General features: G+C 60.5%; 10 protein-coding genes and 3 tRNA genes. 8 read left to right on the forward strand and 5 right to left on the reverse strand.

The window, feature by feature from the left end:
• Nucleotides 1-39: 39 nt before the first annotated feature.
• The 4 genes from IEX85_RS20480 to IEX85_RS20495 form a co-directional block, all read right to left on the reverse strand.
• Complete coding sequence (locus IEX85_RS20480; protein WP_188862498.1) at nucleotides 40-1509, reverse strand: NarK family nitrate/nitrite MFS transporter; 1470 nt, start codon at nucleotides 1507-1509, stop codon at nucleotides 40-42.
• A gap of 171 nt (nucleotides 1510-1680) precedes the next feature.
• Nucleotides 1681-2562 (reverse strand): ABC transporter ATP-binding protein, encoded by an 882-nt coding sequence (locus IEX85_RS20485; RefSeq protein ID WP_188862499.1) that lies wholly within the window; start codon nucleotides 2560-2562, stop codon nucleotides 1681-1683.
• Between the two features lie 10 nt (nucleotides 2563-2572).
• Nucleotides 2573-3490, reverse strand: a complete 918-nt coding sequence (locus IEX85_RS20490; protein ID WP_229722040.1) for an ABC transporter permease — start codon at nucleotides 3488-3490, stop codon at nucleotides 2573-2575.
• Between the two features lie 117 nt (nucleotides 3491-3607).
• The gene (locus IEX85_RS20495; RefSeq protein WP_188862501.1) at nucleotides 3608-5026 is read right to left on the reverse strand and encodes a CmpA/NrtA family ABC transporter substrate-binding protein; all 1419 of its coding nucleotides are present in this window, start codon (nucleotides 5024-5026) and stop codon (nucleotides 3608-3610) included.
• 378 nt (nucleotides 5027-5404) lie between these two features.
• Here IEX85_RS20495 and gltX point away from each other — a divergent pair, with 378 nt between their 5' ends.
• The 4 genes from gltX (at nucleotide 5405) to IEX85_RS20515 (ending at nucleotide 7751) form a co-directional block, all read left to right on the forward strand.
• Nucleotides 5405-6898 carry a glutamate--tRNA ligase gene (gltX, locus tag IEX85_RS20500; RefSeq protein ID WP_188862502.1) on the forward strand — a complete coding sequence of 498 codons (1494 nt, stop codon included), beginning with the start codon at nucleotides 5405-5407 and terminating at the stop codon, nucleotides 6896-6898.
• A gap of 572 nt (nucleotides 6899-7470) precedes the next feature.
• Nucleotides 7471-7546 (forward strand) — tRNA-Ala (locus IEX85_RS20505).
• Between the two features lie 22 nt (nucleotides 7547-7568).
• A tRNA-Glu gene (locus tag IEX85_RS20510) sits at nucleotides 7569-7644 on the forward strand.
• Nucleotides 7645-7675: 31 nt separating this feature from the next.
• Nucleotides 7676-7751, forward strand: a tRNA-Ala gene (locus tag IEX85_RS20515).
• A gap of 241 nt (nucleotides 7752-7992) precedes the next feature.
• Here IEX85_RS20515 and hmuQ read toward each other — a convergent pair.
• Nucleotides 7993-8295 (reverse strand): heme-degrading protein HmuQ, encoded by a 303-nt coding sequence (hmuQ, locus tag IEX85_RS20520; RefSeq protein ID WP_188862503.1) that lies wholly within the window; start codon nucleotides 8293-8295, stop codon nucleotides 7993-7995.
• A gap of 254 nt (nucleotides 8296-8549) precedes the next feature.
• On the opposite strand from hmuQ, the gene cfa reads away from it, so the two are divergent.
• The 4 genes from cfa to IEX85_RS20540 all read left to right on the forward strand — a co-directional run bounded on the left by cfa (nucleotide 8550) and on the right by IEX85_RS20540 (nucleotide 12373).
• Entirely contained in the window at nucleotides 8550-9716 is a 1167-nt protein-coding gene (gene cfa, locus IEX85_RS20525) for a cyclopropane fatty acyl phospholipid synthase (protein WP_188862504.1), read from the forward strand.
• 440 nt (nucleotides 9717-10156) lie between these two features.
• Entirely contained in the window at nucleotides 10157-10414 is a 258-nt protein-coding gene (locus tag IEX85_RS20530; RefSeq protein ID WP_188862505.1) for a DUF2164 domain-containing protein, read from the forward strand.
• Between the two features lie 26 nt (nucleotides 10415-10440).
• Nucleotides 10441-11205: a M90 family metallopeptidase gene (locus IEX85_RS20535; RefSeq protein ID WP_229722036.1), complete on the forward strand. Its 765-nt coding sequence runs from the start codon at nucleotides 10441-10443 to the stop codon at nucleotides 11203-11205.
• Nucleotides 11206-11596: 391 nt separating this feature from the next.
• A complete protein-coding gene (locus IEX85_RS20540) occupies nucleotides 11597-12373 on the forward strand; it encodes a SapC family protein (RefSeq protein WP_188862506.1) in 777 nt (258 codons plus the stop codon).
• Nucleotides 12374-12599: the final 226 nt, after the last annotated feature.

Here is a 12599-nt window from a genome sequence, read left to right on the forward strand (position 1 = left end):
CCCGGAGACCGGGCTCCTACAGATCGCGCCTGGCATCCTTCAGGATACGCTGATCAGCTCGACACTGCCGTCGGCGTTGACTTCGGCCATGTGTCCCTTCGGTTCCTCGAGCAGCAGTAGCGTCACGAAGCCCAGCACCGCAGTACCGGCGATGACCAGGAAAAAGGTCTGGTAACTGACCAGCGACAACACGGTAAGGTAGAACACCGCACCGACGTTGCCGTAGGCCCCGGTCATGCCGGCGACCTGGCCGGTGAGGCGACGCTTGATCAGCGGCACCACGGCGAACACCGCGCCTTCTCCGGCCTGGACGAAGAAGGAGCAGGCCATCGCGGCGATCACCGCCAGCGCCAGCGGCCAGCTGGCATCGATGACCGACATCAGGGCGTAGCCCAGCGCCAGGCCTGCGGTCAGCACCAGCAGTGTCGACTTGCGGCCGCAGCGGTCGGAGATCAGGCCACCGGCCGGGCGGGACATCAGATTCATGAAGGCATAACCCGAGGCCAGCAGGCCGGCGTATACCGGCTCCAGCTCGAACACTTCGGCGAAGAACAGCGGCAGCATCGAGATCACCGCAAGCTCCGAGCCGAAGGTGGCGAAGTAAAGCATGTTGAGCACCGCGACCTGCTTGAACTTGTAGCGGTGCATTTCCGGCACCGGCTTGACGAAAATGTCACGGTTGACGCGCCAGGCGCCGTAGCAGTCGTAGAGGAAGAAGCCGACCAGACCGATATAGATCAGCGTCGAAGCCGTGTCGCCGAGCAGGCTGACGCCGGCCGGCGAAAGTTTCCAGCACAGCAGCGCCAGGGCGGCGTACAGCGGGACCTTCATGATCAGCAGAAAGACGAAATCGCCTTTGCTGGTCACTTCCAGGCCGCCGATACGCTTGGGCTTGAAGTAGGTCGAGCCCTTGGGCGTGTCGGAAACGTTGAGGTACCAGATCACGCTGAAGATCAGGCACAGAGTGCCGGTGACGCCGATGGCGCAGCGCCAGCCCTCGTCGCCGCCCAGCAGCAGTGCCAGGGTCGGCAGCAGCATGGCGCCGGCGGCCGAGCCGAAGTTGCCCCAGCCGCCGTAGATGCCTTCGGCGGTGCCGAGTTCATGGGCCGGGAACCATTCGCTGACCATGCGGATACCGATGACGAAGCCGGCACCGATGAAGCCGATGAGGAAGCGGGCAATCGCCGCCTGGGTAAAGTCGTCGGCCAGCGCGAACATGAAGCAGGGCAGGCTGCAGCCGGCCAGCAGCAGGGCATAAACCAGGCGAGGGCCGTATTTGTCGGTGAGCATGCCGATCAGCACCCGCGCAGGGATGGTGAGGGCGACGTTGAGTATCAGCAGTGTCTTGATCTCGTCTTTGCCAAGGCCAAGACTGTCGGCGATGGCGCCGAGCAGCGGGGCATGGTTGAACCAGACGAAGAAGGTGAGGAAAAAGGCGATCCAGCTCAGGTGCAGGATCTTCATCTTGCCGGTGAACGACAAAAGGTTGAGTTTTGCATTGTCAGTCATGGTTTGGGTCCCGTACTTCCAAATGGCAAAAAAAATGGCGCACAACGGCACTCCGGGGAGGGAGTGCCAGTTGAACGCCATTGTTCGATACTGGTGCGTTTTGGTTTTTGCCCGGCCCTGTTCTGGTGCGATCAGCTGGGGCCGGGGCCCTCCTCTCGCCCGAACACCGGGTCAGGCCGCTCTCGCGGCCTTGTCGTCGGCTTCCGTTGTCTTGTTACCCTGCAGATCTTGTGCCACTTTCGACTTTTTTGCCTCGGAGGTTCCGCTTTCGACCGGATGGCGCTGCTTCTCGTAGAGGAAGCTCAGCACTTCGTGGCGATAGTGGTTGTAGCGGGCGTCGTCGGCCAGGGCGATACGGTCGCGCGGGCGCTCCAGTTCGATCGGCAGTATCTCGCCGACGGTCGCGGCCGGGCCGTTGGTCATCATCACGATGCGGTCCGACAGCAGTACCGCCTCGTCGACGTCGTGGGTGATCATGATCACGGTGTTGTTCAGCGTGGCCTGGATCTCCATCAGCGAGTCCTGCAGATGCGCGCGGGTCAGGGCGTCGAGGGCGCCGAAAGGCTCATCCATCAGCAGCACCTTGGGCTCCATCGCCAGTGCCCGGGCGATACCGACGCGCTGTTTCATGCCGCCGGAGATCTCGTCCGGGCGCTTGTGCATGGCATGATCCATGTGTACCAGGGCCAGGTTGTGCTCGATCCAGTCCTTCATTTCGGCTTTCGACCTGGTACCGCGAAATACCTGTTTAACCGCCAGTTCGACGTTCTGGTAGGCGCTGAGCCAGGGCAGCAGCGAGTGGTTCTGAAATACCACGGCGCGTTCCGGTCCCGGTTCCCGTACCTCCCTGCCGTCCAGCACCACGCCGCCTGTGCTGGCCTGGTAGAGTCCGGCGACGATGTTCAGCACCGTCGACTTGCCGCAGCCGGAATGGCCGATCAGCGAGATGAACTCGCCCCTGGCGATTTTGAGATTGACGTTATCCAGGGCCCGGAAGGCCCCCTTCGGCGTCGGGAAGTCGATGCTGACGCCGGTCAGTTCCAGATGTGTCATGACTGTTTCCTCACCGCAGTACGGCATTCTTGTCCCAGGAAATGGATTTCTGCAGTACCAGCATGGCGCGGTCGAGCAGGAATCCGATCAGGCCGATCACCAGCACGGCCACCATGATGCGACCGAGCGACTCGGAGCTGCCGTTCTGGAACTCGTCCCAGACGAATTTGCCGAGGCCGGGGTTTTGCGCCAGCATTTCGGCGGCGATCAGTACCATCCAGGCGATGCCGAGCGACAGCCTGAGACCTGTGAACATCGCCGGGAGCGCCGCCGGAATGGCGATCTTCACCACATGGGTCAGGAACGACAGGCGCAGCACCTGGCTCACGTTCTTCAGGTCCTGACTGATGCCGGAAACGCCCACCGCGGTGTTGATCAGGGTCGGCCACAGACAGCACAGGGTCACGGTGAACAGCGAGGTCAGGAAGGACTTGGCGAACAGCGGGTCGTCGCTGACGTAGAGGGCGCTGACGACCATGGTGACCAGCGGCAGCCAGGCCAGCGGCGACACGGGCTTGAACAGCTGCACCAGCGGGTTCAGCGCCGCGTGCAGGGTAGCGTTGAGCCCGATCAGAATGCCGACCGGTATCGCCAGCAGCGAGGCCAGCACGAAGCCTGACATCACGGTGACCAGGCTGGTGCCGATCTGGTCGAAGAAGGTCGGCTTGCCGGTATAGTCGCGAATGCGCACCTCGGCTGTCGGGTCCTTGGCCAGTTTTTCGGCGTTGCGCTTTTCCTGGCGCTCGATGAAAGCGGCCTCCTTGGCGCGTTCACGATTATGTTCGGCGACCAGGTTGACCGATTGCTCGTAGACCTGCACAGGGCCCGGGAACTGGCCCAGGGAAGTGTCGATGTTGCGCGCGGCGATATGCCAGGCGAACAGGAAGACCAGCAGGCCGATCAGCGGCACCATCAGTGTTCGCGCCATGTCGGCGAGCAGGGCAGGGAGTTCGTCCCGTGCCGGTAGCCGTCCACTCAGGTTCAGCGTACTCATTGTCTTATCTCCGTGCGGTTGAGCGGCGCGGGGGCAGCCGCGCCGCGGGCATCAGATCCTGTCGTCGCCCTTGAGGCCGATCTCGAACTGCTGCAGGTAGGCATTGGGCTGGTGGCCGTCGTAGGTGACGCCGTCGATAAAGTGGGTCTGGGGTGCGCGAAAGCCGTCTTCGCTGGCAAAGTCCGGGAACTCGTCGGCCGACATCTTGCCTTCGTCGATGAGTGCCTGGGCGGCCTGGGCGTAGATATCGGGGCGGTAGACCTTCTTGGCGATATCCATATACCAGCTGTCCGGCCGGGCTTCGTCGATCTGGCCCCAGCGGCGCATCTGTGTCAGGTACCAGATGGCGTCGGAGTAGTACGGATAGGTGGCGTTGTAGCGAAAGAACACGTTGAAGTCCGGCACATCACGCTTGTCGCCCTTCTCGTACTCGAAGGTGCCGGTCATGGAGTTGGCGATGACCTCGGCGTCGGCGCCAACGTACTCGGAACGCGACAGGATCTCGACCGCCTCGGGGCGGTTGGCGTTGTCGTTTTCGTCCAGCCACTTGGCGGCGCGCAGCATCGCCTTGACCACACGCAGGTGGGTGTTGGGGTTCTCGTCGGCCCAGGTCTTGGAGACGCCGAACACCTTTTCCGGGTTGTCCTTCCAGATCTCGTAGTCGGTAATCACCGGCACGCCGATGCCCTTGAACACCGCCTGCTGGTTCCAGGGCTCGCCGACGCAGTAGCCGTGGATGGTGCCGGCTTCCATGGTGGCCGGCATCTGCGGCGGCGGTGTTACGGACAGCAGGGCATCGGCGTTGAGCTGGCCGCTGATGTCGCCGTTGTGCGGGGCGTAATAGCCCGGGTGAATGCCGCCTGCGGCGAGCCAGTAGCGCAGCTCGTAGTTGTGGGTGGAAACCGGGAACACCATCCCCATGTTGAAGGGCTTGCCCTCGGCCTTGAACTCGTCGATCACGGGCTTGAGATAGTCGGCCTTTATCGGATGTACCGGCTTGCCGTCTTCGCCCTTCGGCACGTGCGGTTTCATGCGTTCCCAGATGTCGTTGGATACGGTGATGCCGTTGCCGTTCAGGTCCATCGAGAAGGCGGTGATGATGTGCGCCTGGGTGCCGAAGCCGATGGTGGCGCCCAGCGGCTGGCCGGCGAGCATGTGGGCGCCGTCGAGCTGGCCGTCGATGACGCGATCGAGCAGCACCTTCCAGTTGGCCTGGGCTTCGAGCGTCACATAGAGCCCCTCGTCCTCGAAATAGCCCTTTTCGTAGGCAATCGCCAGCGGCGCCATATCGGTGAGCTTTATAAAGCCGAACTTGAGATCCTCCTTCTCCGGAGCGCCAATCTCGGCGCGGGCCGGTGCGGTGCCGACCAGGCCCGCGAGGCCGAGGATACCGGCAGCGACCAGTGCGCGTCGCAGTGCGCTGCGGCGCGAGGCATGGAAGTTTGGCTTGCTGTGGTGCTTGCGAATCATCTTGAGTCCCCTGTGAACTGCAAACGAAAAAGGCGCCCCGACCCGTGGACTGGTTGTCGCGGGTCAGAGGCGCCTTTGCCTGAATCAAGTTGTCAGTTTTTTTGCTAAGCGGAACAAAGCAGTTCTTGTGCCATGTTTATAACTTATTGTTTTTAATGATTAATATTTTTTAGCGTTTTCCGCTCAGGCGATCCTGTTGCACCAGCACAATGCCGGATCGGCGTCGGTCTGCACTCTTTTTGCTCAATTTCGTTGCTGATGGCGGCGTGGCACCCGACTGTCGCAAGCCCTGGAGGAGCGTTATAATGCGCTGCATTTTTCGGCCCCAGGCCCGGTGTTATACCGCTCAACTCACCCGATCTGATTTTCAGGATGACGATGACAGTCCGTACCCGTATTGCTCCTTCGCCGACCGGCGATCCCCACGTCGGCACCGCCTATATCGCGCTCTTCAACCTGGCTTTCGCGCGTCAGCACGGAGGCCAGTTCATTCTGCGCATCGAGGACACCGACCAGGTCCGCAGTACGCCGGAGTCGGAGCAGATGATTCTCGATTCGCTGCGCTGGCTGGGCCTAGAGTGGGATGAGGGCCCGGATGTTGGCGGCCCCCATGGCCCCTATCGCCAGAGCGAACGCGGTGACATCTACCGTGACTATGCGATGGAGCTGGTGGAGAAGGGCAAGGCCTTTGTCTGCTACCGCACGCCGGAGGAGCTCAACGAGTTGCGCGAGGCGCGCCGTGCCGCCGGCGGGCATTCGGCGCTGAAGCAGAGCGACCTGATGCTGCCGGCCGACGAGGTCGAGCGCCGTCGCGCCGCCGGCATGCCCTATGTCATCCGCATGGTGGTGCCGGAGGAGGAGGGGGCCTGCGAGGTCGAAGACCTGCTGCGCGGTACCATCGAGCTGGACTGGGGCATGGTCGATGCCCAGATCCTGCTCAAGTCGGATGGCATGCCGACCTATCACCTGGCGAATGTGGTCGATGATCATCTGATGCAGATCACCCACGTGATCCGCGGTGAAGAGTGGATCAACTCGGCGCCCAAGCACAAGCTGCTGTACGAATACTTCGGCTGGGACATGCCGGTGCTCTGTCACATGCCGCTGCTGCGTAACCCGGACAAGTCCAAGCTGTCCAAGCGCAAGAATCCGACCAGCATCCTTTATTACCAGCGCATGGGTTACATGCCCGAAGCATTGTTGAACTACCTCGGCCGCATGGGCTGGTCGATGCCGGATGAGCGCGAGAAGTTCTCCCGCAGCGAGATGTTCAGCCATTTCGATATCCAGCGCGTATCCCTGGGCGGCCCGGTGTTCGACCAGGAAAAGCTCAGCTGGCTGAATGGCCTCTGGCTGCGCGAGAACCTCAGCGCCGAAGAGTTTGCGGCCCGATTCCAGGCCTGGGCGCTGAACCCCGAGTACCTGATGCAGATCGTGCCGCTGATCCAGCAGCGGGTGGAGAAGTTCTCCGACGTCGCGCCGCTGGCCGGGTTCTTCCTTTCCGGCATGATCGAGCTGGACGAGTCGAAGTTTGCCCACAAGTCACTGCAGACCGAGGATATCCGCAAGATCCTGCAGTTTGCCTCCTGGCAGCTCGACGGCGAGCGCGAATGGAACAAGGACCGGTTGTTCGCCGGCTGCAAGGCGCTGGCCGATGGCATGGGCTACAAGATTCGTGACTTCCTGTTCCCGCTTTTCGTCGCCATCGCCGGTACCAGCCAGACCGTATCGGTCATGGACGCCATGGCGATCCTCGGCCCGGACATCAGCCGCGCCCGGGTGCGCCACGCCCTGAACCTGTTCGGCGCCCCGTCGAAGAAAGAAGGCAAGCGCTGGGAGAAGGAATACGCGGCGCTGACTGCCGGCGCCTGACCCGACAGCCTGAAGGGTGGGTGAAGGCGCGCAGAGCAGGGTATAAACGGACCTCGACTGGTTGGGCGCGCCGTAACCCATCCTATCGATCGCGGTACAGATCGATTGGTTTCCGGCCGCATGGCGCGCTGTTGGGTTACGTGGCTGCGCCACTGCACCCAACCTACCCGCTGGGCGCGCCGTAATCTTCAAATCGATCGCATTGCAGATCGTAGGTTTCCGGTCGCACAGCGCGCTGTTGGGTTACGTGGCTGCGCCACTGCACCCAACCTACCCGCTGGGCGCGCCGTAATCTTCAAATCGATCGGATTGCAGATCGATTGGTTTCCGGTCGCATGGCGCGTTGTTTCCGTGCCAAGCGAGGCCAAGGCACCTGCGGCGTCTATGTTGGGTTACGCGATGCCCTTAACATGCAGGATTCGTTACAGCGCCCGCCATGGCATCGCTAGACCCAACCTACGGTTGTCGGTTCTTTAACCAGTTGAAAGTAAAAGAAGTTTTTTTAAGTTTTTGTGAAAAAGGTAGTTGACACCCCAGGAGGCGATCATTAATATACGCCTCGTCTTCTGCAGGGGGCCTTAGCTCAGCTGGGAGAGCGCGACGCTGGCAGCGTCGAGGTCGGGGGTTCGATCCCCCCAGGCTCCACCAAATCCGGAAGACAGTCCTAAGCGTCCCATTCGTCTAGTGGCCTAGGACACCGCCCTTTCACGGCGGTAACAGGGGTTCGAACCCCCTATGGGACGCCATTTCAAGACTCGCCAACGCGAGCACCATTGTGGGGCCTTAGCTCAGCTGGGAGAGCGCGACGCTGGCAGCGTCGAGGTCGGGGGTTCGATCCCCCCAGGCTCCACCACTTCCAAATAGCGCATCAAGCGTACAGTTAGCAGTGTTGCGTTGACAGTAACAGCCGTCGAGCACAAGCTTTTTACCGCTTATCGCTTACTTTTGGCACGTTTCGTTACACTCAAGGTGCCCTACGTTCTGCAATGCCAGGCTTTCCGCCGTCCAGGGAGGTGTTTTCACCCAACGAGCCCTGTGGGATCGCCATTGTTCGCAGGGCGCACTGAGCGCAGCGAACTGCGCCGGGACGCTGATTATAATACGGCGCTGAAACCCTCGAACTGCGGCGGTCCCAGGTAGATATCGGTTGCCGGCTTTGCGTTGGCGTGCGCCTTGCGGAAGGCCTCCGATTTGGTCCAGTTGACGAAGTCCTGCTCCGAGTCCCACAGGCTGTGGGAGGCGAACAGGGTGAATTCGTCGTTGACCGGTCCCTGAAGCAGGTTGAAGCTGCGGAATCCCGGCACGCCCCCGAGGTGACTGTCGCGGTTCTTCCAGATTTCGATAAACGCCTCTTCTTTACCTTTGGCTATCCGAAAACGATTCATGGCTACATACATCTGATCGACTTCCTTTGCTCGTTGCTGGTTGCCCGGTAAGCACCTGGCACGCTAATCGCATGAATATAAACAACGTACGCCGTCGATGGCATCGATGCCAAGACCCTGTGCCTGGGTCCTGGTTCGGTGCCAGCGTGGTGCGTTCTCTGTTCAATCATAAACAAACTCAATCACGCGGTTAATCAAACAATGATCAGCAATAGCTAACGCGACAGCGGCGTTTCGATCGAGGTCGCGACAGAAGGGGGTGGACCATGCCGGGAAGAGAACTGGAATTCGATTACAACGGCGCGACCAGCGACATATCGACGCCAAAGGTGTTGCAAGAGCTGCTGGCGCGGGCGGATGTGCGGATTAACGGGCCGCATCCCTGGGATATTCAGGTTCGGGACGCGCGCGTATTCAGGGCAGTGCTGTTGAAGGGGAGTCTTGGCTTCGGCGAGTCCTACGTCGATGGCCACTGGGAGTGTTCCGACCTGGCCGGGTTGATGACCCGGCTGCTGAACGCCCGGCTGGACGAGGCGCCCAGGGGACTGGCACGCGTATTTCATGGCTTTCATGAGTTGCGCAACCGTGTCTGCAACCTGCAGTCGGTGCGGCGGGCATTTCATGTCGGCGAGCGGCACTACGATATCGGTAATGACCTCTATGCCGCGATGCTCGATGCGCACTGGTGTTACAGCTGCGGGTACTGGAGCCAGGCCGACCACCTGGATGCCGCCCAGGAGGCCAAGCTGGATCTGATCTGTCGCAAACTGCAGCTCGAGCCGGGGATGAAGGTTCTGGAAGTGGGCTGCGGCTGGGGCAGTCTGGCGCATTTCATGGCGAGTCGTTATGAGGTGGAGGTCCATGGCATTACGGTCTCCAGGGAGCAGGCCGAGATGGCGGCAGAGCGTTGCGCAGGCCTCAAGGTGGCTATCGAACTGGTCGATTACCGTGAGGTTCGGGGCCGTTACGACCGCATCGTATCGGTCGGCATGTTCGAGCATGTGGGGCACAAGAACTATCGAACCTACTTTTCGTCCCTGTCGGATTGCCTGGCGCCCGATGGTCTGTTTCTGCTGCATACCATTGGCACCGAGCATTCCGCTTCGGGTCTCGACCCCTGGATAGACCGCTATATCTTCCCCAATGGCGAGCTGCCGTCGATGCCGCGTTTGACGGCTGCGCTGCCGGACGGAATGGTGATCGAAGACCTGCACAACTTCGGGCCGGACTACGAGCGTACGTTGCTGGCCTGGTGGCAGAACTTCCAGCTGGCCTGGCCGAAACTCTCGTCGCGCTACGACGAGCGTTTTGCGCGTATGTGGCGCTACTACCTTCTCAGTTGCGCCGCTTTTTTCCGTTCCCGCCGCGGTCAGCTCTGGCAAATGGTGCTGGCGCCGGTGAATCGGGCCGAGGCCTACCGGTCGGTCCGCTAGTCGCTTTCGTATCGCCGGCCACAGATGACGCTGGCCGGCGCTCTGCCGTCCCCGTTGCTTGCTTTTTTCTTCGGATTCTTTGCAGGTTGGCATGGATCCGGGAGCCAAAAGTGGGAAGGGTGGAGCCGCATTGGCACAGGGTTTAACGCTTTCAGCGAGGTTGACGCGGCGCATCCCATCAATGAGTCGGCTAGATGCGATTGACATTTTTCCCGCTAAAGCGCAATGAACCTTCTTAAAGCCGATTAATCTGCACAGCCCTGATGCCTGACGCACGCGCCCGGGGCACCGGGATCCCTGTGGCCGGTTTCCGGGGCAAACTGTTGCAGCCCTGACCCTGTGGGTTCCCTATAATGGCGTGAACGCCGGTATCGTCACGACAGTACCCGAATGTCTCGCGTCGGGCCCGACTCGGGAATCTGGAAGGGGAGGGGGCAGCCATGGCGATGATCGAATTTTCCAGGGAAGAGAAAGCGCTGATCGTGCGCCGTATCCAGCTTTATTTTCGTGAAGAGCTGGAGCAGGATATCGGCCAGTTCGACGCCGAGTTTCTGCTGGATTTTTTCGCCGAGGAGCTGGGTGCATATTTCTATAATCGCGGGCTCTACGATGCTCAGGCGGTGCTCGAGAAGCGTCTGGACAGTATCGCCGAGGCGATAGGTGAAATCGAAAAGCCAACCGAGTTCAGCAAGTTCTGAGCCTCACTGTCGAAGAGGAGTGGCCGTTGATCTGGAGTTATCGGGCCTGGCGGCGCAAGCGCCTGTTGCAGGCGGGAGGCTTGCCTGAGCGCGAGTGGCGGCAGGTACTGGATAGGTTGCCGGTCATGGCGGGGCTTAGCGCCGACGAGCGCGACCGACTGGGGCAGCTGGCCTGGCTGTTTCTGCACGAAAAGACGATCCATGGGGTGCAGGGAGTCGAGGTCAGCGACGGGATGCGCCTGCGGATCGCGGCGCAGGCCTGTCTGTTGATACTGGAGCTGGGGTTGGATGGTTATCGCGGTTTCGAAACCGTTCTGGTCTACCCCGCCGGATTCCGGGTGCGCCACGAGTACCAGGACGAGGCCGGTGTCGTGCATTCGGTGGTTGCCGAACTCTCGGGCGAGGCCTGGGAGCAGGGGCCCGTAATCCTGTCGGCCGATGAGTTGCTGTCGGAGTCCGAGAACGACGGCGTCAATCTCGTCATCCACGAATTCGCCCACAAACTCGACATGCTCAACGGTGTGGCGGATGGCCTGCCTCCGCTGCATGCCCAGATGCAGCCCAAAGAGTGGGCGCGGGTATTTCAGTCGGCGTATCTGGATCTTTGCGAGCGTTTTGATCGTGGTGAGGAAATACCGGTCGATGGCTATGCCACCGAGAGTCCGGCGGAGTGCTTTGCAGTGCTCAGCGAAGCCTTTTTCGAAATTCCGGCGGTTCTGGCCGGCGCCTATCCCGAGGTGTATGGACAGCTGTCAATGTTCTACCGCCAGGATCCGCTGCGGCGACTTTGAGTGGGGTATTGGCTGCGGCGCTGAGGCTGTATGCAAACAGCGACGTTGCATGTTCGTTACAGTAGTCGCATTGCCGTTTTTTCCGAAATTTCAATGGCCTGGCATTGGCTTTGTCAATTGCTGTAACTTGTCTGTTACAGTTTTGACGCCTTTTTGATAGGGAATAATCATATTTATCAATGGCTTAGGCTGTTGGCTCGTATCTTGTATCTCTCTTTCATCGGTTAGGCTTGATTCATCCGCTGTACTCCCCGACCACCGAAGCGCAGTCCTCGGTGGTCGGGCTTTGTCGTTGAGTTTAAGGCGGGAACAGCCTGCTAGTCGCACCTTTCACGCCCGTGTTTGATCAAGTGGACGGGCGGGGGAAGTGGTATCACAGGGAGCAACAGACGTGAGTACACAACTTCTTTTCTATTCATCGGCGTCCCCGGTGACGCTGCAGCGACATCGCGACTGGGGTGTCGAGAACAGCGGTGGCTTCGGGTTCGCGAGCCATACCAATTCCGTGCCGCTGATGGCGGTCGAGTTTGCCAGAGCGGCGGGCGAATACGCCATTATCTTCGCCGGTGACGGCAAGACCGTAATGCCGGCCGCGGTGCTCGGTATCAAGAATGAAACAAATGTTTACGTTGATGCCGAGGGTAAGTGGACGGCCCGCTACATTCCTGCGTTCGTGCGACGCTACCCGTTCGTGTTCTCCAGCGCGGATGATGGCAAAACCTTCACGCTGTGCATTGACGAGGATTATGCCGGAGTCAATGCCGACGCCAGGGGCAACCGTCTGTTCAACGAGGATGGCGGGCGCAGCGAATACCTCAACGGCGTACTCCGGTTTCTCAAGGAATACCAGAGCGAATACAACCGCACCCGTCTGTTGTGCGACAAACTGGTGGAGCTGGATCTGCTGGAGCCAATGCAGGCGCAGATCAAGCTGAAGTCGGGCAAGCAGCTTTCGCTGAGCGGTTTTCGTTCGGTCAGTCGTGAAAAGCTGAACGCGCTCGAGCCGCAAACCCTTTCGGAGCTTGCGCGCAGTGGCGCGCTGGAACTGATCTACATACACCTTTACTCGATGAGTCACTTTACCGAGATGATGGAGCGGGTCGCTCAGGCGATGGCCACTGACCGGGACATTTCGCTGGCGGACGTCGAGCCCGCCGGCAATGCCTGACGCCGGCGCCGGGTGAACTCAACAAGACGACTATGAGGACAGATGCAGGATGAGTCCATTTGTCACTCGAAAGATGAATCGGCATAGCCGGCAGTAATTTCCGCAAGGCGATTCGGCGCATGGCGACTGCAGCAAGGGAGCAATCATGGCATTCCCATTCAGCGGCAGGGAGCAACATGCAACCACGGAAAAGGCCTTTCCCCCTATCAGTACCCTGATGCGCAGG

It is taken from the genome of Marinobacterium nitratireducens (assembly GCF_014645375.1).
Classification (GTDB): Bacteria; Pseudomonadota; Gammaproteobacteria; order Pseudomonadales; family Balneatricaceae; genus Marinobacterium_A; species Marinobacterium_A nitratireducens.

Excerpts from the sequence above, each read along its gene's own strand:
- IEX85_RS20480 (WP_188862498.1), bottom strand. The coding sequence starts at position 1,509 with ATGACTGACAATGCAAAACTCAACCTTTTGTCGTTCACCGGCAAGATG.
- IEX85_RS20485 (WP_188862499.1), bottom strand. The coding sequence starts at position 2,562 with ATGACACATCTGGAACTGACCGGCGTCAGCATCGACTTCCCGACGCCG.
- IEX85_RS20490 (WP_229722040.1), bottom strand. The coding sequence starts at position 3,490 with ATGGCGCGAACACTGATGGTGCCGCTGATCGGCCTGCTGGTCTTCCTG.
- IEX85_RS20495 (WP_188862501.1), bottom strand. The coding sequence starts at position 5,026 with ATGATTCGCAAGCACCACAGCAAGCCAAACTTCCATGCCTCGCGCCGC.
- gltX (WP_188862502.1), top strand. The coding sequence starts at position 5,405 with ATGACAGTCCGTACCCGTATTGCTCCTTCGCCGACCGGCGATCCCCAC.
- hmuQ (WP_188862503.1), bottom strand. The coding sequence starts at position 8,295 with ATGTATGTAGCCATGAATCGTTTTCGGATAGCCAAAGGTAAAGAAGAG.
- cfa (WP_188862504.1), top strand. The coding sequence starts at position 8,550 with ATGCCGGGAAGAGAACTGGAATTCGATTACAACGGCGCGACCAGCGAC.
- IEX85_RS20530 (WP_188862505.1), top strand. The coding sequence starts at position 10,157 with ATGGCGATGATCGAATTTTCCAGGGAAGAGAAAGCGCTGATCGTGCGC.